This window comes from Serratia sp. GW822-FHT06D09, from assembly GCF_058799515.1.
Genome location: NZ_JBXALO010000007.1, coordinates 80,050 through 103,671, shown reverse-complemented (window position 1 = coordinate 103,671; position 23,622 = coordinate 80,050). Strand labels below are relative to the sequence as shown.

Genomic DNA, 23,622 nt, shown 5'->3' with positions numbered 1-23,622 from the left:
CGGGGTGAGGGAAATCAGGGGGGCAAGGTGCGGGCAAAGCTTTCACGGGCAAACAGCCGCTCGGCCAGTTTGATCAGCGCCGGTCGCTCGACGCACCAGTTGGGCATGATGCGGCGGAAATTCAGGTAGCCCAGCGCACAACCGGTAGCAATATCCGCCAGCGTCAGCGCTTCGGCATTGAGCAACGTTTTTTCCTGCGCCAGTTTTTCCAGCGCATCCAGTCCGTGCGTCAGCTTGTCTCGCTGGCGCAAGATCCAGTTTTCGTCCTGTTTTTCCGACGCCCGTTTGCTCTCGCGAAACAGCGTGGCGGCAGCTTCCGTCACGCCATCGGCCAAGGCTTCCACCTGGCGTATGCGCAACGCGGCGGCGCGTTCGACAGGCAAAAACGCCGGGGCCACGGACAACATTTCGAGGTATTCGGCAATCACCCGCGAGTCGTAAAATACGGCGCCATCATCGGCCACCAGCACCGGCACTTTGGCCAAGGGGTTCAGCTCAACCACCCGGCTGCCCGGTTCATACGGCGGATCGTTAACGAATTCGAACGCCATCCCCTTTTCCAGCAGCATCACGGAAATCTTGCGGACAAAAGGGCTGGTGTAACTGCCAATAAGCTTCATCAGTCTTCCCCTCGCTTGCAAACCACAACGTTGTTATTGCACCGCCAGCGTGTCGATAATCTTCTGGACCAGCGCCTGGTGCGCTTCCGGCGTTTTGGCCGGCGACAGCATTTGCAACGTCACCACCCGCTTGTTGAACACCGTCAACATGATGGTAGACACTACCTTCTGCCCGCTGACGCTCTGCTCGGTATCCAGCCGATGGAACTTCTGCTTGCCGACGGTGAAATTCTCCTCTTTGGTGGTCCGAATATTTTGATAGCGATCGGCCAGTTCGGTGAGCATGCTCTGCGTCAGGTCCTTGAGCATTTTATCGCTGCCGTTGAGCTTCATGCCGTCAGGCGGGATCACTTCGGAAGAGACGGTGCTCTGGCGTGATTTCCCGTCGAGGAAGCGCTGAATGGTGGACTGGCTGTCGTTGACGATGCCGCTGTTCTCAGTCTGATCGCTAAAGCCCGGCGGCAATTCAAAGGTGATCTTGCCCTTTTGCATCGAGACTTTCAGCCCCGGGGGCGTCGCTGGCGGGGTTTCGACCGCCGGCGGTGGCGGTGCAGGCTGCGTGACGGTCGGTTTGGGATCCGGCTTCGGTATCTCCGGCTTGGTATCGTCCTTGTTGTCACAGGCTGCCAGCCCTGCCGCTAAAACAGCAACCGCAGTGAATTTCGCAATGGTCTTCAACATCGTCTGTCCCTTTTCCTTTCGCTTCGCGCGTCATTGCGTAAACGTAGCAACTCGCCCGGGCGAATGCCAGAATCCCCGTCCGAAATTAATGGTATTTACGGCCTTAAAGGCGTCGCGGGCAAGGACAGTTTGAGTGCGGACAGCGCGCAGGCCCCGGAGCGTACACGCAGTACGTGAGGAGGCCGAGCACTGCCCAAGGTTAAAATGTCGCAGCCCGGTAGCCGATCATCATTCCCCCGGGAACAGGAATGGATTGATGCTGCTGCGGGCAAAGCCTTCGTCTTCCATTTTGGCGTCGAGCACCAGCGTGGCCAAATCATCAGCGACGGCCTCGACCTGCGGGTCTTTCTCCTGATACAAAATCTTCAGGTAGGTACCGCAGTCACCGCAGCTCTCCGCTTTAACCGATGCCAGCTCGGTGTCCAGCGACCAATAGTTGAGATCGCGGGTCTGCTCACAGTTGCTACATTTGATCCGCACCACGTGCCACTCGCTTTCGCACAGGTTGCAGTGCAAATAGCGCAGGCCGCTGACGGTGCCGATATGCACCACGCTGGAAACCGGGATGCTGCCGCACACCGGGCAGAATTGACGGTGTTCGCCATATTCGGCGCGCGCCTTTCCGGGGATAAGGCTGGCCATCTGCGCCCAATAGAGCGACAGCGCGGCCCAGATGAACGGCGCTTTTTCGCTGCCGATCTTGGCGAAATCCTGGTTAAGCAACGCATCAGCCAACAATTCCAGCTCGTGCGCCGAGGCTTTTTCCAGGTTATCCAGCACCGCCAGAATGTGCTCCGGCGCCTGCGGGCGCAGCTCGGCAATCAGCGATGTCAGCAACCGGTGCCAGTGTTGGCTACGCGGAAAAACGCTCAGATCCAGCGGCGGCTTGCCACTGTCGGCACCCTGCTGCAGGACTTCGGTAAGATCAAGCGTCAGCGGGTTGTCGTGCAACGCATGGTGCTGCGCTTCGGCCAGTTGGGCAGCAAAATTCAGGTAGTCGCCCAGCGGGTTGTCGGTCGCCAGCTTACGCAGGCGTTCAGCGCGGCGGCTGTACAGGCTTTTCAGATTAGCGAAAAGTAACGGCGGGATGGTCTCCGCCGTTGTGGACTTCTCGCGCTGTGCCCCTAACTGCTCTTTAGGAACGATGCGGATGCTCATCAGGGTTTGTCTTCCTGTTGTTTCTCGCGGACCTCTCGGTACCAGCGCGGGTGATGTTTTTTAGCCCAGGCCGCCGGCACCCAGCCTTCCACCATCGCGGTAATGGTACCTTTTACCCACAGCGCGGCGTAAATGTGCACCATAATCACGATAATCAGACCGACCGCAGCCAGCGAATGCACCAGCAGCGCAATGCGGATCAGCGGTATCGGGAACGACGGCGCAAAGTAAGGCCGCCAGATCACCACACCGCTGGCCAACAGCAACACCAGGCTAATGATTGCCGCCCAGAATACGCACTTCTGACCGAAATTATAACGCCCGGTGTCACCCACTTCCTCGTTCATGGCGATTTTATGGATGTTTTTGGCCCAGACGATGTCCTCGCGATTGATCAGATTATGCTTCCAATAACGCAGGAACATCAGCAAGAAAGCCGCAAACATAATCACGCCGACAAAGGGGTGCAGAATGCGCGCCAGCTGCGGCGTACCGAAAATGTTCATCAACCAGTTGAAGGAGGGGAAAAAGAACCCCAGCCCGCTGATGGCGGCGAACACAAAGCAGAACGCCACAATCCAGTGGTTAATCCGCTCCGGCGCGCTATAGCGCTGAATACGCTTTTCCTTTTTCATTTGCGCGTCTCCTCATCATGCAGCTCGTCGTTATCTTCCTCTTCGACACGGTTTGGTCCGACGCCGACGTAGTGGAACACGCTCGCTGCAAAGGTGGCGGCAAAGCCGATGGCCGCCAGGGGTTTCCACACGCCTTTCCAGAACGTGACCGCCGGGCTGATGCTCGGGTTATCCGGCAGACCGTGATACAGCTGCGGTTTGTCCGCATGGTGCAACACGTACATAACGTGCGTGCCGCCCACGCCCGCCGGATCGTACAGACCGGCGTTCTGATAGCCACGGGTGTTCAGCTCGCTGACGCGATCGGCGGCGACCTGCTTCATCGCTTCCTTGGTGCCGAAGTGAATGGCGCCGGTCGGGCAGGTTTTCACGCAGGCCGGTTCCTGGCCAACATCAACGCGGTCGACGCACAGGGTACATTTGTACACCCGGTTGTCGTCCTTGTTCATGCGCGGCACGTCGAACGGACACCCGGCGATGCAGTAACCGCAGCCGATACAGTGCTCAGACTGGAAGTCGACGATACCGTTGGCGTACTGGATGATCGCACCTTCCGATGGGCAGGCCTTCAGGCAGCCCGGGTCGGCGCAATGCATGCAGCCGTCCTTGCGGATCAGCCACTCCAGCTTGCCGTTTTCCTCCACTTCGGAGAAGCGCATCACCGTCCACGACTTGGCGGTCAGATCGGCGGGGTTATCGTACACCCCGACGTTGTGCCCGACTTCGTCGCGAATGTCGTTCCATTCGGAACAGGCCACCTGACAGGCTTTGCAGCCGATACAGGTGGTGACATCGATCAGCTTGGCCACTTCTTCCTGGTGGTCACGGGCGCGCGGCGCCGGCGTGAAACCATTGGTGGCGGATTTACGAATGATGTCCTGAGATTGCATTGCCATAATTCGTCTCCGTTACACCTTTTCCACGTTAACCAGGAACGCCTTGAACTCTGGCGTTTGCGTGTTGGCGTCGCCGACAAACGGCGTCAGCGTGTTGGCGATAAAGCCTTTCTTGGCCACCCCTTCGTAACCCCAGTGGATCGGGATGCCGATAGTGTCGACCTCTTGGCCGTGCACCTGCAGAGTACGGATACGCTTGGTCACCACCGCCTTGGCCTTGATGTAGCCACGGTTGGAACTGACCTTCACGGTATCGCCATGCTGGATGCCCTTTTTCTCCGCCAGTTTTTCGCCGATCTCCACGAACTGCTCCGGCTGCGCGATCGCATTGAGCAACGCGTGCTTGGTCCAGTAGTGGAAGTGCTCGGTCAGACGATAGGTGGTGCCGACGTAAGGGAATTTGTCGGATTTGCCCATCGCTGCCAGGTCGTCCTTGAACACGCGCGCCGCCGGGTTGGACACCACGTTCGGGTGCAACGGGTTGGTGCCGAGCGGCGTTTCGAACGGCTCGTAGTGTTCCGGGAACGGCCCTTCGGCCATTTTATCGGTGGCGAACAGGCGCCCCATGCCTTCCGGCTGCATGATGAACGGCCCGACGTCACTGCCGGGTGCGGCGGCGCTGTAGTCCGGGATATCCACCCCGCCCCACTTGGCACCGTCCCACTCCAGCAACTGACGTTTTGGATCCCAAGGCTTGCCTTGCGGATCCGCCGAAGCACGGTTGTACAGGATGCGGCGGTTAAGCGGCCATGCCCAGGCCCAACCCAACGTATTGCCGAGGCCGGACGGATCGGCGTTATCGCGCCGCGCCATCTGGTTGCCCGCCGGCGTCCAGCTACCGGCGAAGATCCAGCAACCGCTGGCGGTGGTGCCGTCGTCGCGCAGGTGAGCAAAGGTGCTGAGCTGCTCACCCTTTTTCGCCAACACTTTGCCGTCGGCGTCGAGAATGTCCGCCAGTGCCTTACCGTTGCTCTCCATCGCCACTTCTTCGGCCGCAGGATTATCCGGCGTCAGGTAGTCCCAGGTCATGTTCAACACCTGTTCCGGCACCGCACCGCCGTCACGCGCGTACATCTCACGCAGACGGGTGAAGATGCCCGCAAGGATTTCGCCGTCGTTCAGCGCTTCGCCAGGGGCATCGGCGCCCTTCCAGTGCCACTGCAGCCAGCGGCCGGAGTTGACGATCGAGCCGTTTTCTTCGGCAAAGCAGGTGGACGGCAGGCGGAACACTTCGGTCTGAATCTTCGACGAATCGACGTCGTTGAACTCGCCGTGGTTCTGCCAGAAGTTCGATGTCTCGGTGTTAAGCGGATCGATGGTCACCAGGAACTTCAGTTTGGACAGGGAAGCCACGACCTTGTTCTTGTTCGGGAACGACGCCACCGGGTTGAAGCCCTGGCAGAAGTAGCCGTTGACCTTGCCTTGAGACATCATTTCGAAGTACTGCAGCACGTCGTAGCCTTTGTCCCACTTCGGCAACCAGTCAAAGCCCCAGCTGTTGTCCTTCTGCGCCTTGTCACCGTAGAAGCTCTTCATCAGGCTGACGAAGAATTTCGGGTAGTTGCCCCAGTAGTTCACCTGGCCCGGCAGCAGCGCCTTCGGCGTGTTGGCTTTCAGGTAAGTCTCGAGATCCGGTTGCTTATCCGACGGCAACGTCATGTAGCCCGGCAGGCTCTGCGACAGCAGACCCAGATCGGTCAGGCCCTGAATATTGGAGTGGCCGCGCAGCGCGTTAACACCGCCGCCCGCCATGCCCATGTTGCCGAGCAGCAGTTGGATCATCGCCATGGTACGAATGTTCTGTGCGCCGACCGAGTGCTGAGTCCAGCCCAGGGCGTACAGGAACGATGCGGTTTTATCCGCCACGCAGGTTTCGGCGATGTATTCACACACCTGGAGGAAGTCTTCCTTCGGCGTGCCGCAGATGTTGGTCACCACCTCTGGCGTATAACGACTGACGTGTTCCTTGAGCAGGTTCCATACGCAGCGTGGATCTTGCAGCGTGACGTCGCGCTTGGCGAAGCCGTTCTCGTCGAACTGGTAGTTCCAGGTGGTTTTGTCGTATTTGCGGTTTTCCGCGTCATAGCCGCTGAACAGGCCGTCGTCGAAGGCAAAGTCTTCCCGCACCAGCAGGCTGGCGTTGGTGTAGGCCTCAACGTATTCGCGGTTAATTTTGTTGTTGGTCATCAGGTACAGCAACACGCCCGACAGGAAAGCAATGTCGGTCCCGGAACGGATTGGCGTATAGAAATCCGCTACCGATGCAGTACGGGTAAAGCGCGGATCGATAACGATCAGCTTGGCTTTATTGTGAATTTTGGCTTCCATCGCCCAGCGGAACCCCACCGGATGCGCTTCCGCCGCATTACCGCCCATGACGATAATCAGATTCGCGTTCTTGATATCAACCCAGTGGTTGGTCATCGCACCGCGACCAAATGTTGGAGCAAGACTTGCTACCGTTGGTCCGTGTCAGACACGCGCCTGGTTGTCTACGGCAAGCATGCCGAGAGCGCGACTAAATTTTTGCGACAAATAACCGGTTTCGTTGCTGGCGGCAGAGGCGCACAGCATGCCGGTGCTCAGCCAACGGTTGACGGTAACGCCCTGTTCGTTGGTTTTGATGAAATTGGCGTCACGGTCTTCTTTCATCAGCTTGGCGATGCGGGTGAAGGCGTCGTCCCAGCTGATGCGTTGCCATTTGTCCGAACCTGGCGCCCGGTATTCCGGGTACTTGAGGCGACTTTCGCTGTGGATGAAGTCGACCAGGCCGGCGCCTTTCGGGCAAAGCGCACCGCGGTTGACCGGGTGATCCGGATCCCCTTCAATGTGGAAAATGCTTTCTTTGGCGTTTTTGGCGCCATCACCAAGGCTGTACATCAACAGCCCACAGCCGACGGAACAATACGTACAGGTATTACGGGTTTCGCGCGCGCGCAGCAGTTTGTACTGCCGGGTTTCCGCCAACGCCACTTCCGGGGCAAAGCCCAGCGCAGCTACCGTCGTTCCTGCCATACCGCCAGCGCAGATCTTAAAGAACTGCCTTCTGCTGACCTGCATGGGGGTCTCCTTTCACTCTCGATTGTCACATTGTTTCAAATGGCGCTTTCCCCCTCGAAGCGGGAAGCGCTAAAATTACTGTTGTTTTTGCGGTGGCAATATTACCACAGCGTGTATGTGGTTGTTACAAACAGGTGCCAGTTAAGTGAACAATATAAACTCAGACCAACACATAAATGAGACCTCGCTCACAGGGGTGACCCAAGCTCAGGTTTATCAACGCGGGCAACTCGCCACCGCACAGCCGGATTGGCTGGCGGAAGAGGTTCCGGTCGCGCTGGTCTATAACGGCATCTCTCACGTGGTGATGATGTGCACGCCCAAAGATCTTGAGGCGTTCGCCCTGGGCTTTTCCCTGTCGGAAGGCATCATCGAATCGCCACGCGATATCTACAGTATAGAGATTAACCAAACCTGTAACGGACTGGAGGTGCAAATAGAGCTCTCCAGCCGTCGGTTTGCCGGTTTGAAGGAGCGCCGTCGCGCCATGGCAGGCCGCACCGGCTGCGGCGTATGCGGTATTGAACAGCTGGCAGACATTTTCCGTCCGCTGCCTGCACTGCCGTTCACCCAAACTTTTTCCCTGGATAATCTCGACTCCGCATTGAAACAGCTGCGAGAAGTACAGGAAGTTGGGCAACTGACCGGTTGCACCCATGCCGCCGCCTGGTTATCCCCACAGGGTGAAGTACTTGGCGGATGCGAAGACGTGGGCCGTCATGTCGCCCTGGACAAGCTGCTCGGCGTACGCGCCAAACAGGGCTGGTCTCAGGGAGCGGTATTAACCTCCAGCCGTGCCAGTTATGAAATGGTGCAGAAGGCCGCGATGTGTGGCGTGGAGATTTTGTTCGTGGTGTCTGCGGCAACCTCGCTGGCCGTGGAAATCGCCGAGCGCAGTAATCTGACGCTGGTCGGCTTCAGCAAACCCGGCCGCGCCACGGTGTTTACCCACCCGCAGCGCCTGGTTGATCAGATTAAACCCACACTGTAAGTAGGGCATTGATAATCATTTTCAATATCATTTAAATAACTATAATGATCCGACTGCTTACGCGGTGCTCACAACATTGCGCCGCCCATACACCACTGGAGATGATGATTATGAGTTATTCACTGCCATCCCTGCCGTACGCCTACGACGCACTGGAACCGCATTTCGACAAGCAGACGATGGAAATCCATCACACCAAACATCACCAGACCTACGTTAACAACGCCAACACCGTACTGGAAGCCTACCCAGAGCTGGCGCAATACAGCGTTGAAGAACTGATCCAGGATCTGGATAAAGTGCCTGCTGACAAGCGCACCTTCATGCGTAACAACGCCGGCGGCCACGCTAACCACAGCCTGTTCTGGAAAGGCCTGAAAACCGGCACCACGCTGGGTGGCTCCCTGAAAGCCGCTATCGAGCGTGATTTCGGCAGCGTAGAGAAATTCCAGGAAGAGTTCGAGAAAGCCGCAGCGACCCGCTTCGGTTCTGGTTGGGCCTGGCTGGTGCTGAAAGGCGACAAACTGGCCGTGGTATCTACCGCTAACCAAGACAGCCCGCTGATGGGCGAAGCCGTTGCCGGCGCTTCAGGTTTCCCAATCGTGGGCCTGGACGTGTGGGAACACGCTTACTACCTGAAATATCAAAACAAACGTCCAGATTACATCAAGGCATTCTGGAACGTGGTTAACTGGGATGAAGCGGCAGCACGCTTCGCTGCGAAGAAGTAATTCGCCCCCGGTACTGAAGATGCCCGCGTAATGCGGGCATTTTTTTGCCTAAAATCCGCTAAAGTTTAACCGCCCTTTGCCGATGATTTGTTCAATTGACGTTCGCCCGGAAAGGAAAATCATTATGGCGGCATTGCAAACACTGGCAGGAAAGTTCGTTCATCTCACCGTGGGTAAAAAGCTCGGTCTCGGTTTTGGCCTGATGCTGTTACTGACGGCCATTATCGCCGGAACCGGCGCACAGTATCTGCATACCATCGAGTCCCGCGCCGATCGCATCGACTTCAGTAACAAGCTGAATGACGAGATCAATCAAGCCAAATACAACCGCGCGCTGTTCGGCCAAACCTATAAGCCTGAATACCTGAAAAATAACCGCACCAGCATCGAGAATGCGGTGAAGATGATTAACCAGGGTCAGGACCTGGACTGGGATCCCCAAAGCCGCAAAGACCTGCAGCGTTTGATGGAGTTGATCGGCCACTACCAGCAGCAGCAAAACGCTTTCGAGAAGGCGGTAGCGGCAAAGGATGCCGTGCGCCAAAGCTGGAACATGTCGGAAGTGCAAGACAGCCTGAATCAGGTAGAGCGTCAGCTTACCAATGGCGACCTGCAGCTGGCCTTCATTCAGTTGAACCAAAAACTGACCCTGGTGCGCTACGGCGCGCGCGGCCTGCTGTTGAGCCTGAGCAGCGAGTCCGAAGCCCCACTGGTCGCGGCGATAGATGATGCCCGTAGCGCGGCCAACGCGCTCAGCCGGCGGCTCAACGACGCTCAGCGTCCTCTGCTGCAACCGCTGCTGACCGCGCTTGATGATTACAAGAACCGTATCCAGGCCTACCTGCCGGCTTATCAACAGGAGCAAAACATCAGCCAGCAGTTGGGCAACAGCGCGCAGGAAGTCGGTACGCTGGTCAACGCCTTTATGCAGGACGAACTGACGCAAACCCATAACGATATCAACGCCGCGCAGCTGCAAATGGGCATCACCACGCTGGTTGCCATCATTGCCGGGCTGCTGATCGCCTGGCGCATCACGCTGCAAATCACCCGACCGCTGCAAAGTACGCTGGCGCTGGCGGAACGCATTGCCAGTGGCGATCTGCGGCAGGCGCAGACCAGCACCCGTCGCGATGAACTGGGGCAATTGCTGAATGCCGTGGCGGCGATGAGCCAGAACCTGCGCGACATGATTGAGAAAATCCAGATGGGCGTCAGCCAGGTGTCCACCGCCGCTGCGGAGATTGCCGCAGGCAATACCGATTTGTCCTCCCGTACCGAGCAACAGGCCGCCGCGGTGGAAGAAACCGCCGCCAGCATGGAACAGCTCACCGCCACGGTGAAACAGAACGCCGAAAACGCCCATCACGCCAATCAGCTGGCCACGGACGCCTCACAAACCGCCCAGCAGGGGGGCAAACTGGTGGAAAGCGTCGTCAGCACCATGCGCGACATTTCCAGCAGTTCGCAGCGAATCGCCGAAATTACCACCCTGATCAACGGTATTGCCTTCCAGACTAATATCTTGGCGCTCAACGCGGCAGTGGAAGCAGCGCGTGCCGGTGAACAGGGCCGAGGCTTCTCGGTGGTGGCCAGCGAAGTACGCAACCTGGCGCAGCGCAGCGCCCAGGCGGCAAAGGAGATCGAAGGGTTGATTACCGAGTCGGTCAGCCGGGTACAGACCGGCACCACTTTGGTGGAAAACACCGGCAATACCATGGAGCAGATCGTCCTGTCGGTCACCCATGTGCGCGACATCATGGCAGAGATCGCCGCCGCCTCCGACGAGCAGACCCGCGGTATTGCCCAAATTGGCCAGGCGATTGTGGAAATGGATCACACCACTCAGCAGAACGCCGCGTTGGTGGAAGAGTCTGCCGCCGCAGCCGACTCGCTGGAAGAACAGGCGGAAATGCTACTGCAAAGCGTCTCGGTATTCCGTCTGGCGGAACTTTCTGCACCGGCCGCCGTGAAAGGGACGGTGGTCAAGGCACCGGCGATGAAAAAGCCCGCAGCCAGCGCCGAAGCGGAAGATAACTGGACCACCTTCTAACGTTTACCCGCCCGAACCTTTCGGGCGGTTATTGTTCCCCCCGGCTAACTCAGGCTATGCTGAACCTTCGAAGCGAGACATGGAGGCGCATATGCATCATCCTGAGGTTTATATCGGTACCGTTCAACCCTACGAGGGCGGGCGGCCGAGCGGTATCGCCAAGCGCCTGGTGGACGGTGCCATCAAGCTGACGTCCCTCGGCCTGGAAGGCGATGAGCAGGCGGAGAAAAGCTATCACGGCGGGCCGGACCGCGCGCTGTGCCACTATCCCCGAGAACATTACCAACACTGGCGCGAACAGTTCCCGACGCAGGCGGAACAGTTCAGCGCGCCGGCCTTTGGCGAAAACCTTTCAACTCTGGGGCTGACCGAACACAACGTGTTTATGGGCGACATCTTCCGTTGGGGCGACGCGCTGATTCAGGTCACCCAACCGCGCTCTCCCTGCTTCAAGCTCAACTACCATTTTGATATCGACGACATCTCGGTGCTGATGCAACAAAGCGGCCGCTGCGGCTGGCTGTACCGCGTGATCTCCGCCGGTAAAGTCAGCGGCGAACGCCCGTTGGAACTGGTAACACGCAGTAGCGATATCTCGGTCGCCGAGGCGATTGGCATCGCCTGGCATATGCCGTTTGATGAAGAGCAATATCGCCGCTTGCTGGCGGTGGCCGGGTTGTCCGCCAGCTGGAGTAAAACCATGCTGACGCGTATCAGTGAACACCGTATTGAAGACTTTAATCGCCGCTTGCTGGGCCGCTGAGAAACAGCAGCCGGGAAGGAAAAACGTGGCGCAGAATACTGCGTTAAGCCTTTTTACCGACCTATACTGTGATGCAACCCAACCGGCAACCTCTCTCAGGCAGGAGCAAAGTTATGACCTCCCCATCTCATTCGATCCACCATGCCGCAGCCGCTGGCTATCAGGCCAATTCCGATCGCTACGTTAAAGGGCGACCGGATTACCCACCGGAAGTTGCCGCTTGGCTGCGCGACACCCTCGGCCTGCATGCCGGTATGACGGTGATCGATCTCGGGGCCGGCACCGGCAAATTCACGCCCCGCCTGCTGGAAACCGGCGCTCAGGTGATCGCCGTTGAACCGGTGGCGCAGATGTTGGAAAAGCTGTCGATTGCGCTGCCGCAGGTGAAAACATTGGCGGGCACCGCGGAGTCGATCCCGCTGCCGGATGAATCAGTGGACGCCGTGGTCTGCGCACAGTCCTTCCACTGGTTCGCCACGCCGCAGGCGTTGGCCGAGATAAAGCGCATTCTCAAACCCGGCGGCAAGCTTGGCCTGGTATGGAATATGCGCGATGCGCGCGTAAGTTGGGTGCGTAAGCTGAACCAGATTGTCGACCGTCACGAAGGCGACGCCCCGCGTTTTTACACCGGAGAATGGCGTAAACTTTTCCCGTTCAAAGGGCTGGATGCGCTGCAGGAGCAGGTATTTATGCTCGCCCACCAGGGTGCGGCAGAAGATGTGATTTATAACCGGGTGCGTTCCACCAGCTTTATCGCTGCCTTGCCGCCCCAGCAGCAGGAAGAAGTGATCGATGAGATCCGCCAACTGGTGGCAGAAGAAGAGGAATTGCAGGGCAAAGAAAACCTGACCGTGCCCTATCAGACCAAGGCGTATTTCACCACCAAGCTATGAAAACGGGGCGCCATCGACGGCGCCCCTGGCGATCAGAAAGCTTTTCTGGCGTAGCCGGTGACCACTTTCAGGCCCATTTCACGGCCCAGAGCGGTCATTGGGTGCACCACGATCAGGCCGCGCACGTTTTTCTTCAACGAGCCCATATCCGCCTGTTCTTTCTTGGTGATTTCACGGCTGAACGGCAGTTGGCTCAGCTTTTGCGCTTCTGCGCTCAGCTTTTCAACACGTACGCCTTTCAGGCGCTCGATTTCTGCCGCCAGCTTCTCTTTTTCTTTGGTGTGCTGGGCAATCAGATCGGGATTGCCCTGTTGGATCACCAGGGTGTCTTTGTGGTTCAGTGCGTCCAGCAGGTCGCTAAGGCGCTTAATCTCTGCCTTTTCTATCTCTTTCATGGTTTCTGGCCTGTTGTGCCTGTCGGCACGCTAATCAATGATGCCCACATTGTAGCAAAATGCGCGCGTCGTTACCCGTCTTGCGCAATGCCCGGCGGCAAGCCACTCATCTCGCAGGCTTTAGCCCCCACGCGTGCCAGCGCCTGGCTGTAGCGTGCATTAAACGGATAACAACAGGAGAGCCGCAACGCATTACGATAGCGGCCGCTGGGAGAATACAGCGTGCCAGGCGTCAGGCAGATCTGCTCCTCCAACAGCTGGTGGAACAGCGCTACGCTGTCGACCCCGTCCGGAAATTCCACCCAGAACACAAATCCCCCCGCCGGTTGCGTGGCTCGCGTACCGCGTGGAAAGTGACGCGCAATCAACCCTCGCGCCTCATCCACCTGGGCGGCATAGCGCTTGCGCAGGTTGCGCAGATGGTGATCGTAGCCACCGGTTTCCAGGAACATCGCCAGAGTTTCCGACAGCAACTGTGACTCGGACATTGACGACACCGCCTTCAGCTTGCGCAACGCATCGTTGAAACGTCCGCCGCTGATCCAACCGATGCGAAAATCCGGCGCCAGCGTCTTGGTAAAGCTGGAGCAAAACAGCACCCAACCGTCGCGGTCGAATGATTTCACCGCCGGGGAGAGTGCGCCACCGAACTGGATCTCCGCGTACAACCCGTCCTCAATTAGCGGCACCTGATGATCGTTCATCAGCCGAGCCAGGCGTTTTTTCGCCGCCAGCGGCATGGTACAACCCAACGGATTTTGCACCGTCGGCATGGCGATCACCGCGTTCAGTCGTTTCTCGTTCAGCAACAGTTCCAGCGCGTCCAATGACAGCCCGTGTTGCGGATCGGTGGGGATTTCCAGCGCTTTCAGCCCCAGACTGGCCAGCAGCGGCAGCAGGTAAAAATAGGTCGGCGATTCCAGCCCGATACAGTCGCCCGGTTTGGTGGTTACCCGCAGCGCCAGTTGCAATGCCTCCATGCAGCCGTGCGTCAGCGTGATATCGCCCGGTTCCAGCAGCATACCCAGCGTCATCGAGCGACGCGTGATCTGCTGACGCAGCCGCAGGCTACCGGGCGGCAGCGCGTACTGACCGATCAGGTTCGGCTGGCGACGCAGCTGCGATGAAAGCATCCGCCCCAATTTCCCGCCGGGGTAAAAATCCGAGGTCTGCGGGCAGGCCAGCGAAAGGTTGGTGAATGCCGGGTTCTGCTGGGCGGCAAACACGGTGTCGATCAAGGCCAGCACATCGTCCGCCGGTGGCTCTATTCGGCTGCTGGTCGGCAAAGCGGCCTTCAACGCCGGCAGAGTGTTGCACACATAAAACCCCGACTGTGGCCGCGCCTCTATCAATCCGCGATCTTCCAGCGTGCGGTAAGCCGCGACCACGGTATTGATGCTGACGCTGTGGGTTTGCGCGCAGCGACGTACCGAGGGTAAACGACTGCCGGGCAGCAGCGTACCGCGGCGAATGGCTTCCGCCAGCGTATCCGCCAGCTGTTGGTAGCGCGTTTCCGGCATTTCATCGAGCAGGGTCACAGTTTGTCTCCAGGCAATGGGTACAGTTTAATATTGGTATAACTGTATCCATAACAATAACTGGTTTTTGGTTCTGTCACCATCCATCGGCAGGTTTTATGCTGGTTCCCTTGCTCCCCCAGCCCTGTGAGGAACCCATTATGCTGGACTCCGCCTTTATCAGTTATGTCACCGTCATGTCGATCACCCCAGGCCCCAACAACCTGCTGCTGGCGTCATCCGGCGTCAATTTTGGCCTGCGCCGCACTCTGCCGATGGTTTTTGGCATCAGCGTCGGCTGCGCAGTGCAGCTGGCCCTGACCACCACCCTGCTGGCGTTGATTTTGAGCTGGGCCGGTATGATCCGTTTTCCGCTGGCGGTGATCGGTTGTACCTATCTGCTGTGGCTATCCTGGAAGCTGTTCAAAGCGGCATCGCCGGACGGCAAACAGCAGGCGCAGCCAATGCGCTTAATCAACGGGGCGTTGTTCCAGGCGGTCAATCCCAAAGCCTGGCTAATGGCCATTAACGTCGCCATTCTGTTCACCCCGCGGGAAGGCGCCAGCCTCGGTCATACGTTGATGATTATCGCCGCCTTTACCGCGCTGAACATTCCCTGCGTCTTGGTCTGGGCGATATTGGGCGATCGCCTGCGTGATGCGCTGCGAGTGACCTGGAAACTGCGGTTGTTTAACGGCGTGATGGCGGGATTGATGGCAGCCACGGCACTGTGGCTGCTGTTCGACGAGTGGCGCGCGGCCTTTGCCTAACTGCGGCCGAGAGGAGAGAGCCGGGACGGTTGTTTGGCGCCGATACCGGCTATCAGATCGGTGACGGAAAGCACCATAGTGGAACGCAACACCTGTTGATAGCGCTGGCGCTGCATGGCGATCAGCGACTCTTCCGCTTCGCCGGGCTGCAGGAAAGTCGGCACCGGCGGCAACGCGGTCACGCAGTGCAACTCGCCGAACGGCCCGAGGATTTCATCATCGACAAAGCGGTATTCTGTGCCGTCGTGATTCAACTCTTCGCGCATCGCCATCAGCAACTCGGCATCTTCGTATTCGTGGCGGGAGATCACTCCCAGCCCGTACATCAGCTTCAGGCGCACCGACAACTCCCCCAGCGGACCGGCACCGGACAATAGCGGTTCGACGGCATACTTCACCGCATAATCGTCCTTGCGAAACACCTGCACCACCAGTACGTTGAGCGCTTCCGCCAGCAGCTCTACCGCCGCTATCAGGAAACTGCGCACCGTCTTGCCTGCGTTCAGCCTTTCCAGAACCTTATTTTCAAATGCCTGTGCTTCTTCCATCGTCGCTTTTCGAATGGCGTGGGAGGGGTATGCTGTATCGGCCACTAATTTAATACCATAGGCGTTATTGTCGCAGCCAGTTTGCGGGCGGACAGCGCGCAGAATCCGGAGCGTACACGTAGTACGTGAGGAATTCGAGCACTGCCCAACCGTAAAATGGCAAGTAAAATAGCCTATTGGCGCTGCATGGCGTTATACACAGCAATGGCCTGTTCTACAACCTCGCTTTCCGCCGGCAGCCCGGAAATTTGCGCCAGCGCCGCTTTTGGCCCCAGTTCAGTCAGCAGTTCCACCAGCTCTTTGGCCTGCGGATCCTGCTCGCTGCGGTAGCTCATGGCGGCGGCGATGCCCTGAATCAGGTTCGCGTGCGGCAGGCCGTATTCCAAAGTGCCCAACAGGGGTTTGATCAGACGATCGCCCGCGCTCAGCTTGCGCAGCGGTTGGCGCCCCACACGCTCAACGTCGTCGTGCAGATACGGGTTCTCAAAGCGACTGAGGATTTTGTCGATATAAGCGGCATGCTTGGCGGCGTCAAAGCCATAACGTTTGATCAATACCGCTCCGCTCTCTTCCATCGCCCCTTTCACCACGCGGCGGATCGCCGGGTCCAGAATGGCATCGCGAATGGTCTGCAGACCGGCCTGCTGGCCAAGATAAGCGGTGATGGCATGACCGGTATTGAGCGTGAACAGTTTGCGTTCGACAAACGCCATCAGGTTATCGGTCAGCTCCATGCCGGCGATCGCCGGTGGCTGGCCCTTGAACTGGGTCTGGTCGACAATCCACTCGCTGAAGGTTTCCACCGTCACTTCCAGCGGATCGCTGCTGCCCGCTTCCGCCGGCGGCACAATGCGGTCAACCGCCGAGTCGACGAAACCAACATGCTGCTCGACCCACGCCTGCTCGTCCTGCGGCAATGCATCGAACACATGTTGTTTTAACTGGCTGGTGCCGCGCACCATGTTTTCGCAGGCAATGATGTTCAGCGGTTGGTTGTTGCCCTGTTGATGACGCTTGATCAGCCCTTTGGCAATAGTACCGGCAATTTTACCCAGGATCTGCGGGCCCACGGCGGTCGTCACGATATCCGCTTCGGCGATCAGCGCTACCGCCTCTTCACTGCCACTGTTCACTGCGCTGACGTTGTTGACCGGCTCGACCCGCTCCTGTTCGCCGACCACGTGAACCTGGTAGCTTTTACGGCTGTTCAACAGATCCAACACCGTCTGGTTAACATCGGCAAAAGTCAGTTCGGCCTGCGCGTCCGACAGCAGTTTGCCGATAAAACCACGCCCAATATTTCCCGCACCGAAATGTAATGCTTTCATATTCCTACCTTTCTAATGTCGAAGGGTGCAGCAAGCTGCACCCCTTAAAATGATTCTGTTATCCGGCTTTTTTGCCGCTAAGCAGGTCCAGCACTTCCTGTACGCTGGTGGTATTCGCCAGCCGCTCGATGACGCCGTCGTCGTCCAGGGCATTGGTCAGGCTGGTGATCACCTGGATATGTTCGTTGTTGCGTGCGGCGATACCGATAACCAGTCGTGCCACCTCGTCCTCTTCATCGCCAAAGCGCACGCCTTGCGGGTACTGGCAGAACACCACGCCGGTGCGCAACACCCGGTCCTTGGCTTCGATGGTGCCGTGCGGCACGGCGATTGACTCACCCAGGTAGGTTGAGGTGAGTTTTTCACGCTCCAGCATCGCCGCGACGTATTCCGGCTCAACGTAACCGCCTTTGACCAACTGCTCGCCGGCGAAGCGAATCGCCTGCTCCTTGTCGCTGGCCTGCAGGTTAAGGAACACGTTGCTTTCGCTCAGTTTGAACAGGTTTTGCTCGGTGGCCTCAAAGCTGTCGTCCAGCGTGCTGATGACTTTCTGCTGGTTATCGGTGGTTTTATTGGCCGCCACCAGGCGCTCGGTCAGATCGTTGTACAGCTTGCTGTCGAGGAAATTGGTCAGCGAGATGTGCTGTGCCTGCGGCGCATGACGCATCGCGCGCTCAGTCAGGTCACGGTGAGTGATCACCAGATCCACATCATCCGGCAGGTTGTTGATGGCACTGTTGGTCACGGAGATATTTTTCAGCCCGGCGTCCGCCACTTTTTTGCGCAGTACCCCGGCCCCCATGGCGCTGGAACCCATGCCCGCATCGCAGGCAACGATGATTTTACGCACCGTGGTCAGGTCACCATCCACCGCTGCATGAGCCGCAGCACCGCCTTTAGACTGGGATTTCATCGCCTGTACGCGACGAGTGGCCTCTTCCAGGTCATCCTCTTCTTTCGCTTTCGAAGTTTTCAGCAGGAACCCGGCAACCACAAAGGACACCACGAACGCTGCGGCGATCGCCGCCAGGTTGGCGAAGTAAGCGCCCTTAGGGGTCATCGCCAATACCGCCAGAATCGAACCCGGAGAAGCCGGAGACACCAGACCGCCGTTCAGCAGGGTCAGTGTGAACACGCCGGTCATACCGCCCAGGATCACCGCCAGCAGCAGGCGTGGATTCATCAGCACGTACGGGAAGTAAATTTCGTGGATGCCACCGAAGAAGTGGATGATCGCGGCACCGCCGGCAGACTGCTTGGCACTGCCGCGGCCAAAGAACATGTAGGCCATCAGTACGCCCATACCCGGGCCTGGGTTGGCTTCAATCAGGAAGAAGATGGATTTACCGGTTTCGGTCGCCTGCTGAATGCCCAACGGCGAGAAGATACCGTGGTTGATGGCGTTGTTCAGGAACAGGATTTTCGCCGGCTCCACGAAGATTGACGCCAGCGGCAGCAGGTTGTTGGTCACCATGATGTTCACGCCGGTCGCCAGGATATGTGACAACCCTTCAACCAGCGGGCCAATGGCCATAAATGCCAGAATAGCCAGCAGCATACCGATAATGCCGGCGGAGAAGTTGTTCACCAACATCTCAAAGCCGCTTTTGATTTTGCCGTCTACCCAGCGGTCAAAATGCTTGATGGCCCAGCCGCCCAGCGGACCGGCAATCATGGCGCCGAGGAACATCGGCATATCTGCCCCGACAATCACGCCCATGGTGGTGATAGCACCCACCACCCCACCGCGATCGCCTCCCACCAGACGGCCACCGGTAAAACCGATCAGCAGCGGCAGCAGGTAAGTGATCATTGGGCCAACCAGTTTGGCTAAGGTTTCGTTCGGCAGCCAACCGGTAGGAATGAATAATGCGGTGATGATACCCCAGGCGATAAAGGCGCCAATGTTAGGCATCACCATGTTGCTTAAGAAGCGGCCAAAGTTTTGAACTTTGACTTTGATGTCTGGTGAAAACATAAAACACACCCCTATTGTTACGCGCTGACAATAAGAGCGCGTGATTATTGTTGTTACGATCCAGCCGTGTTGTTGCTGTATGCGAAATGGACTCTATCACGCAGTTTTTACCGTGCGAACTTCACGGAATTTTTGTGACAAACATCACACTAACACCCCCATTATTGGGGCACTTATAGTGATCATGATCACAGTTACTCAGTTTAAAAAAGCCACAACGAGAACAAAATTCGCCTAAAACCCAATTAAATGTGATTTGAGTCACATTTAATTGATGCACGTTTGTTTTTAAATTGTGATGGTGATCACAATCTATTTTTCAGTGGCTACCGAATCCTGGCTTGAAGAAGGTCTTCCCTGTGAGCATTCATCCCGTCGGGAAATAGCGGTGCGATGAATGAAAGAAAACTACATGTCGGAAATAGATGATTAATTGAAGTGTAGTACAGATGCGTGGTGCAAGAAGTGAGCAAGCCGTTGGAAAGTCAGAAGGGAATGGCAGAAGCCGGACTGCCGGCTTCTGCGTTTGGAGATTACTGATTAACGCTGGAGACGATTTTCTGTGCGTTAAGTAAATCCTGCTGCTTGGCCACCAGATTCGACATCATGGTGTTGTACTGCGTTGCCTGCTGGGAAGTACGGAACTGCACGCCGTTATTATTAAAGGCCACCTGATTGCCCTGGGCACGCAGGAAATCACCCACCTGAACCAGATCCTGAACGAAGCTGGCCGTGGTCGGAATCACCGGCATCAGCGCATTGGCCGGCCCGGTAACAATCTTGTCGTACGCCTGGTTGTACACGGCTTTCAGATCGTCAGGTTGCTTCAGCGCTGTCCGGGCAGTATCCGCCTGCGACTTGGCTGACTGGATTTGCTGCCCCAGCAGGTTCAGCGCCCCAACGGACTGTTGCAGCGTATCGCGCTTGCTCATGTAGTCCTGTGCGGTGCGGATCTGGTTAATCTGATCCAACGCCGGCGTCAGGCTGGCATCCAGTGATTTGGACAGTTGCTGAGAAAAACCGACCAGGATGGCGTAATCACCGGCATAGTTGCCGAACTTCTGTTTCTGATCTTCGCTCAGCGTCGGGATTTTCGCGCCGCTGCGCATCACCGTATTCTGGATGTAATCAATAAACGCCTTGCGTTGTTCCGGCTCTTTATCGCCGCAGGCAGTCAATTGCATGACCACCAACAATGCCAATACCGGGGCCAACCAACGCGCGAAAACTCTGCTCTTGATCCCTACCGCCATGTGACATAACTCCTGTTATAAACCTGCTTTTTCATCGGACTCCGTCCCTTTTGCTGCACTCCTTGCGCCTATAAGAATAGATCAACTGAATGCGATCCGATACGCGATTCACCTTTTGGTGGTTATTCTTGGGCGAAAGGCCAACATGCAAGACGCTATACGCGCTGGCAAGGGGCTACTGTACCGACTCAGGGGCATGATACACTTTTGTATCATTTATCACCTGGCCAAGCTGCGCATGTCATCCTATCAGCCACCGTTGACCATCAGCTCACGCATGCTGCATCTGGTAACCGATGTTGGCGATCGGCTTGCGCGTTTAAAAATGCAGGCTGAGCAAGAACATGCCTTACGGCTACGCCGCATCAACCGCATCCGTACCATTCAGGGCTCTTTGGCTATCGAAGGCAATACTTTAAGTGAAGAGCAGATCACCGCCATCATCGAAGGTAAACGTATCATTGCGCCACCTCGCGATATTCAGGAGGCGCTCAATGCTATTCGTTGCTATGGAAACTTGAACAACTGGCGTCCCATGCAGGAGGAGGATTTACTCGCTGCACACCGGCTGCTAATGGCTGGCCTATTGCCAGATGCCGGACATTACCGCCATGGCGGTGTCGGGGTGATGAACGGTAAAACCGTCATTCATATGGCGCCACCTGCGGAAAGGGTTTGCCCGTTAATTCGGCAACTGCTGCTCTGGTTAAAAGAGACCGACCTACCGCCGCTGATCGCAAGCTGTGTATTTCATTACGAATTTGAGTTTATCCACCCTTTCGCCGATGGTAACGGACGAATGGGCAGACTGTGGCAAACGCTGATCCTGTCACGTTGGGAGCCCTTGTTTGCCAACGTGCCGGTTGAAAGCCTGGTACATGACAATCAGTCCGGTTATTACCAGGCGCTGAACACCAGTAACCAACAGAGTGACTGCGCTCCCTTTGTCGAATTTATGCTGGGCATGATCTTGCGAGCGCTAGAACATAGCCTTACCCCCCAAGTCACCCCCCAAGTCACCCCCCAAGTCGCCGAACTATTGGCGATACTTAAAGGCGAGATGTCACGCGAGGAAATTCAGCATGCGCTGCAACTGCAGGATCGAAAATCTTTCAGTGAGCGTTATTTACGTCCTGCGCTAAACGCGCGGCTAATTGAAATGACCCTGCCCGAAAAACCCAACAGTCGCCTGCAAAAATACCGACTAACCGCTCAAGGTGTTTCGCTGCACCGACGGCAATAAAAAAGGCGCCCTAAGGCGCCTTTTCACGACAGAACCGCTTATTGCAGTACGGAGATATCCGCGACCTGCAGGAACAGCTCACGCAGCTTGCTCAGCAACGTCAGACGGTTTACACGCACCGCCTCGTCATCAGCCATCACCATCACGTTGTCGAAGAACGCATCGACCGGCTCACGCAGCTCCGCCAATTCCACCAGCGCATCCTGGTAGCGGCCTTCAGCAAAGAAAGGCTCCAGCTTATCGCGCAGCACCACCAGGTGGGTCGCCAGTTGGATCTCAGCCGCCTCTTTCAACACCGAAGCGTGAACGCGATCGTTCAGCGTATCGGTAGATTTGGCCAGGATGTTGGAGACGCGCTTGTTGGCCGCCGCCAGCGTCGTAGCCGCTTCCAGCGTACGGAAGTGAGTGACCGCCTTGACGCGTGCGTCGAAGTCCGCAGGCTTGGTCGGACGACGTGCCAGCACCGCTTGAATGGTGTCGACGGCGTGACCTTCTTCCTGATACCAGGCGCGGAAACGGCCCAGCATGAATTCGACAACTTCGTCGACGACCTTGGCGTTGGTCAGCTTGCTGCCGTACAGGCGCACGGCCTCTTCGGTCAGGGTCTGCAGATCCAGCGGCAGGTTTTTCTCAACGATGATGCGCAGCACGCCCAGCGCGGCACGGCGCAGTGCGAACGGGTCTTTATCACCTTTCGGATGTTGCCCAATGCCGAAGATACCGGCCAGGGTGTCCATCTTGTCGGCGATCGCCAGCGAACAGGCCACCAGCGATTCCGGCAGCGCATCGCCGGCAAAACGCGGCTGATACTGCTCGTTCAGCGCAACGGCAACGTCTTCCGCTTCGCCGTCATGACGCGCATAGTGCATGCCCATCACGCCCTGAGTGTCGGTGAATTCGAAGACCATATTGGTCATCAGATCGCACTTCGACAGCAGGCCCGCGCGGGTGGCGTGGTTAACGTCGGCACCAATTTGGCCGGCAACCCAGCCCGCCAGCGCCTGGATGCGATCGGTCTTGTCGCGCAAGGTTCCCAGTTGCTGTTGGAACAGCACGGTTTCCAGACGCGGCAGATTGTCTTCCAGGCGTTTTTTACGGTCGGTATTGAAGAAGAACTCGGCATCGGCCAGACGCGGGCGCACCACCTTCTCGTTACCGGAGATGATTTGCTGCGGATCTTTGGATTCGATATTGGCCACGAAGATAAAGTTCGGCATCAGGTTGCCCGCGGCGTCATACACTGGGAAATACTTCTGATCGCCCTTCATGGTGTAGACCAGCGCTTCCGCCGGCACCGCCAGGAATTTCTCTTCGAATTTAGCCGTCAGCACCACCGGCCATTCCACCAGCGAGGCCACTTCTTCCAACAGGCTTTCGCTCAGATCGGCCTTGCCGCCAAGCTGCTGCGCAGCCAGCTCCGCATCGCGCTTGATCAGCGCCTTGCGGGTTTCATAATCGGCCACCACTTTACCGCGTTCCAGCAGGATCTGCGGATATTGGTCAGCGTTGTCGAGGGTGAGTTCGGCTTCACCCATAAAGCGGTGACCGCGAATAGTGCGGCCAGAATCGATGCCCAACACGGTGCCCGGGATCAGTTCTTCACCGAGCAACAGGGTCACGGTGTGTACCGGACGCACGAACTGCACGTCAGAATTACCCCAACGCATCAGTTTCGGGATCGGCAGCTTGGCCAACGAATTGCTGACCATGCCCGCCAGCAGCGCTTGCGCAGGCTGGCCTTTAACATGGGCGCGATACAGCAGCCATTCACCTTTATCGGTCACCAGGCGTTCGGCCTGATCGACGGTGATGCCACAACCGCGTGCCCAACCTTCGGCCGCTTTGCTTGGCTTGCCTTCGGCGTCAAACGCCTGGGCAATGGCCGGGCCGCGCTTTTCGACTTCGCGATCGGCCTGCGCAGCGCGCAAGTCGGCCACTTTCAGCGCCAGACGGCGCGGTGCGGCAAACCAGCTCACTTCGCCATGTTCGAGATTGGCACTGTCGAGCTCGGCGGTAAAATTCGCGGCAAAGGATTCTGCCAGTGAACGAAGAGCCTTCGGCGGCAGCTCTTCCGTGCCGATTTCCACCAGGAAAGTCTGTTGAGTCATG

20 protein-coding genes are annotated in these 23,622 nt (G+C 57.5%); 7 read left to right on the top strand and 13 right to left on the bottom strand.

Going from position 1 to position 23,622, the window contains the following annotated elements; genetic code table 11:
- Positions 1-14: 14 nt before the first annotated feature.
- The 6 genes from AC1RKG_RS17390 to fdnG all read right to left on the bottom strand — a co-directional run bounded on the left by AC1RKG_RS17390 (position 15) and on the right by fdnG (position 7,050).
- Positions 15-620 carry a glutathione S-transferase gene (locus AC1RKG_RS17390; RefSeq protein WP_116691495.1) on the bottom strand — a complete coding sequence of 202 codons (606 nt, stop codon included), beginning with the start codon at positions 618-620 and terminating at the stop codon, positions 15-17.
- 33 nt (positions 621-653) lie between these two features.
- Positions 654-1,301, bottom strand: coding sequence for a DcrB/PsbP domain-containing protein (locus AC1RKG_RS17385; RefSeq protein WP_020824682.1), 648 nt, complete (start codon positions 1,299-1,301; stop codon positions 654-656).
- Positions 1,302-1,529: 228 nt separating this feature from the next.
- On the bottom strand, positions 1,530-2,459 hold the full coding sequence (gene fdhE / locus AC1RKG_RS17380; protein WP_020824681.1) for a formate dehydrogenase accessory protein FdhE: 930 nt from the start codon (positions 2,457-2,459) through the stop codon (positions 1,530-1,532).
- Entirely contained in the window at positions 2,459-3,094 is a 636-nt protein-coding gene (gene fdoI / locus AC1RKG_RS17375) for a formate dehydrogenase cytochrome b556 subunit (RefSeq protein ID WP_013810963.1), read from the bottom strand. Before fdoI ends, fdhE begins: the two co-directional genes overlap by 1 nt.
- Positions 3,091-3,990, bottom strand: coding sequence for a formate dehydrogenase subunit beta (gene fdxH / locus AC1RKG_RS17370; RefSeq protein ID WP_020824680.1), 900 nt, complete (start codon positions 3,988-3,990; stop codon positions 3,091-3,093). The genes fdoI and fdxH overlap by 4 nt, the downstream gene beginning before the upstream one ends.
- A 12-nt stretch (positions 3,991-4,002) precedes the next feature.
- Positions 4,003-7,050, bottom strand: a complete 3,048-nt coding sequence (gene fdnG / locus AC1RKG_RS17365; protein WP_104410929.1) for a formate dehydrogenase-N subunit alpha — start codon at positions 7,048-7,050, stop codon at positions 4,003-4,005.
- A gap of 145 nt (positions 7,051-7,195) precedes the next feature.
- Between fdnG and fdhD the strand changes: the two genes are divergently transcribed.
- From fdhD to AC1RKG_RS17340, 5 genes are all read left to right on the top strand, one after another.
- Positions 7,196-8,041: a formate dehydrogenase accessory sulfurtransferase FdhD gene (gene fdhD, locus AC1RKG_RS17360; RefSeq protein WP_046374813.1), complete on the top strand. Its 846-nt coding sequence runs from the start codon at positions 7,196-7,198 to the stop codon at positions 8,039-8,041.
- Between the two features lie 110 nt (positions 8,042-8,151).
- Positions 8,152-8,772, top strand: a complete 621-nt coding sequence (gene sodA / locus AC1RKG_RS17355) for a superoxide dismutase [Mn] (RefSeq protein WP_041414081.1) — start codon at positions 8,152-8,154, stop codon at positions 8,770-8,772.
- 124 nt (positions 8,773-8,896) lie between these two features.
- Positions 8,897-10,825, top strand: coding sequence for a methyl-accepting chemotaxis protein (locus AC1RKG_RS17350; RefSeq protein WP_122080513.1), 1,929 nt, complete (start codon positions 8,897-8,899; stop codon positions 10,823-10,825).
- A gap of 91 nt (positions 10,826-10,916) precedes the next feature.
- A complete protein-coding gene (yiiM, locus tag AC1RKG_RS17345) occupies positions 10,917-11,588 on the top strand; it encodes a 6-hydroxyaminopurine reductase (RefSeq protein ID WP_259220029.1) in 672 nt (223 codons plus the stop codon).
- A gap of 113 nt (positions 11,589-11,701) precedes the next feature.
- Positions 11,702-12,481: a methyltransferase domain-containing protein gene (locus AC1RKG_RS17340; RefSeq protein ID WP_020824673.1), complete on the top strand. Its 780-nt coding sequence runs from the start codon at positions 11,702-11,704 to the stop codon at positions 12,479-12,481.
- Between the two features lie 32 nt (positions 12,482-12,513).
- On the opposite strand, the gene AC1RKG_RS17335 is transcribed toward AC1RKG_RS17340, so the two are convergent.
- Together AC1RKG_RS17335 and AC1RKG_RS17330 are read right to left on the bottom strand one after the other, a co-directional pair.
- On the bottom strand, positions 12,514-12,876 hold the full coding sequence (locus tag AC1RKG_RS17335) for a YibL family ribosome-associated protein (protein WP_020824672.1): 363 nt from the start codon (positions 12,874-12,876) through the stop codon (positions 12,514-12,516).
- Positions 12,877-12,947: 71 nt separating this feature from the next.
- Complete coding sequence (locus tag AC1RKG_RS17330) at positions 12,948-14,414, bottom strand: aminotransferase-like domain-containing protein (RefSeq protein ID WP_020824671.1); 1,467 nt, start codon at positions 14,412-14,414, stop codon at positions 12,948-12,950.
- Positions 14,415-14,554: 140 nt separating this feature from the next.
- Here AC1RKG_RS17330 and AC1RKG_RS17325 point away from each other — a divergent pair, with 140 nt between their 5' ends.
- Positions 14,555-15,163 (top strand): LysE family translocator, encoded by a 609-nt coding sequence (locus AC1RKG_RS17325; RefSeq protein ID WP_122080509.1) that lies wholly within the window; start codon positions 14,555-14,557, stop codon positions 15,161-15,163.
- On the opposite strand, the gene AC1RKG_RS17320 is transcribed toward AC1RKG_RS17325, so the two are convergent.
- From AC1RKG_RS17320 to AC1RKG_RS17305, 4 genes are all read right to left on the bottom strand, one after another.
- On the bottom strand, positions 15,160-15,711 hold the full coding sequence (locus AC1RKG_RS17320; RefSeq protein WP_020824669.1) for an MltR family transcriptional regulator: 552 nt from the start codon (positions 15,709-15,711) through the stop codon (positions 15,160-15,162). The genes AC1RKG_RS17325 and AC1RKG_RS17320 overlap by 4 nt on opposite strands.
- A 173-nt stretch (positions 15,712-15,884) precedes the next feature.
- Positions 15,885-17,039: a mannitol-1-phosphate 5-dehydrogenase gene (locus tag AC1RKG_RS17315; protein ID WP_493183520.1), complete on the bottom strand. Its 1,155-nt coding sequence runs from the start codon at positions 17,037-17,039 to the stop codon at positions 15,885-15,887.
- Between the two features lie 58 nt (positions 17,040-17,097).
- Positions 17,098-19,017 (bottom strand): PTS mannitol transporter subunit IICBA, encoded by a 1,920-nt coding sequence (locus tag AC1RKG_RS17310; protein WP_201895875.1) that lies wholly within the window; start codon positions 19,015-19,017, stop codon positions 17,098-17,100.
- Between the two features lie 533 nt (positions 19,018-19,550).
- On the bottom strand, positions 19,551-20,270 hold the full coding sequence (locus tag AC1RKG_RS17305) for a DUF3053 domain-containing protein (protein ID WP_122080507.1): 720 nt from the start codon (positions 20,268-20,270) through the stop codon (positions 19,551-19,553).
- Positions 20,271-20,547: 277 nt separating this feature from the next.
- On the opposite strand from AC1RKG_RS17305, the gene AC1RKG_RS17300 reads away from it, so the two are divergent.
- A complete protein-coding gene (locus tag AC1RKG_RS17300; RefSeq protein ID WP_238387489.1) occupies positions 20,548-21,513 on the top strand; it encodes a Fic family protein in 966 nt (321 codons plus the stop codon).
- 38 nt (positions 21,514-21,551) lie between these two features.
- On the opposite strand, the gene glyS is transcribed toward AC1RKG_RS17300, so the two are convergent.
- Entirely contained in the window at positions 21,552-23,621 is a 2,070-nt protein-coding gene (gene glyS, locus AC1RKG_RS17295; protein ID WP_020824664.1) for a glycine--tRNA ligase subunit beta, read from the bottom strand.
- Position 23,622 lies beyond the last annotated feature (1 nt).

Excerpts from the sequence above, each read along its gene's own strand:
- AC1RKG_RS17390 (WP_116691495.1), bottom strand. The coding sequence starts at position 620 with ATGAAGCTTATTGGCAGTTACACCAGCCCTTTTGTCCGCAAGATTTCC.
- AC1RKG_RS17385 (WP_020824682.1), bottom strand. The coding sequence starts at position 1,301 with ATGTTGAAGACCATTGCGAAATTCACTGCGGTTGCTGTTTTAGCGGCA.
- fdhE (WP_020824681.1), bottom strand. The coding sequence starts at position 2,459 with ATGAGCATCCGCATCGTTCCTAAAGAGCAGTTAGGGGCACAGCGCGAG.
- fdoI (WP_013810963.1), bottom strand. The coding sequence starts at position 3,094 with ATGAAAAAGGAAAAGCGTATTCAGCGCTATAGCGCGCCGGAGCGGATT.
- fdxH (WP_020824680.1), bottom strand. The coding sequence starts at position 3,990 with ATGGCAATGCAATCTCAGGACATCATTCGTAAATCCGCCACCAATGGT.
- sodA (WP_041414081.1), top strand. The coding sequence starts at position 8,152 with ATGAGTTATTCACTGCCATCCCTGCCGTACGCCTACGACGCACTGGAA.
- AC1RKG_RS17350 (WP_122080513.1), top strand. The coding sequence starts at position 8,897 with ATGGCGGCATTGCAAACACTGGCAGGAAAGTTCGTTCATCTCACCGTG.
- yiiM (WP_259220029.1), top strand. The coding sequence starts at position 10,917 with ATGCATCATCCTGAGGTTTATATCGGTACCGTTCAACCCTACGAGGGC.
- AC1RKG_RS17340 (WP_020824673.1), top strand. The coding sequence starts at position 11,702 with ATGACCTCCCCATCTCATTCGATCCACCATGCCGCAGCCGCTGGCTAT.
- AC1RKG_RS17335 (WP_020824672.1), bottom strand. The coding sequence starts at position 12,876 with ATGAAAGAGATAGAAAAGGCAGAGATTAAGCGCCTTAGCGACCTGCTG.
- AC1RKG_RS17325 (WP_122080509.1), top strand. The coding sequence starts at position 14,555 with ATGCTGGACTCCGCCTTTATCAGTTATGTCACCGTCATGTCGATCACC.
- AC1RKG_RS17320 (WP_020824669.1), bottom strand. The coding sequence starts at position 15,711 with ATGGAAGAAGCACAGGCATTTGAAAATAAGGTTCTGGAAAGGCTGAAC.
- AC1RKG_RS17315 (WP_493183520.1), bottom strand. The coding sequence starts at position 17,039 with ATGAAAGCATTACATTTCGGTGCGGGAAATATTGGGCGTGGTTTTATC.
- AC1RKG_RS17310 (WP_201895875.1), bottom strand. The coding sequence starts at position 19,017 with ATGTTTTCACCAGACATCAAAGTCAAAGTTCAAAACTTTGGCCGCTTC.
- AC1RKG_RS17305 (WP_122080507.1), bottom strand. The coding sequence starts at position 20,270 with ATGGCGGTAGGGATCAAGAGCAGAGTTTTCGCGCGTTGGTTGGCCCCG.
- AC1RKG_RS17300 (WP_238387489.1), top strand. The coding sequence starts at position 20,548 with ATGCTGCATCTGGTAACCGATGTTGGCGATCGGCTTGCGCGTTTAAAA.
- glyS (WP_020824664.1), bottom strand. The coding sequence starts at position 23,621 with ATGACTCAACAGACTTTCCTGGTGGAAATCGGCACGGAAGAGCTGCCG.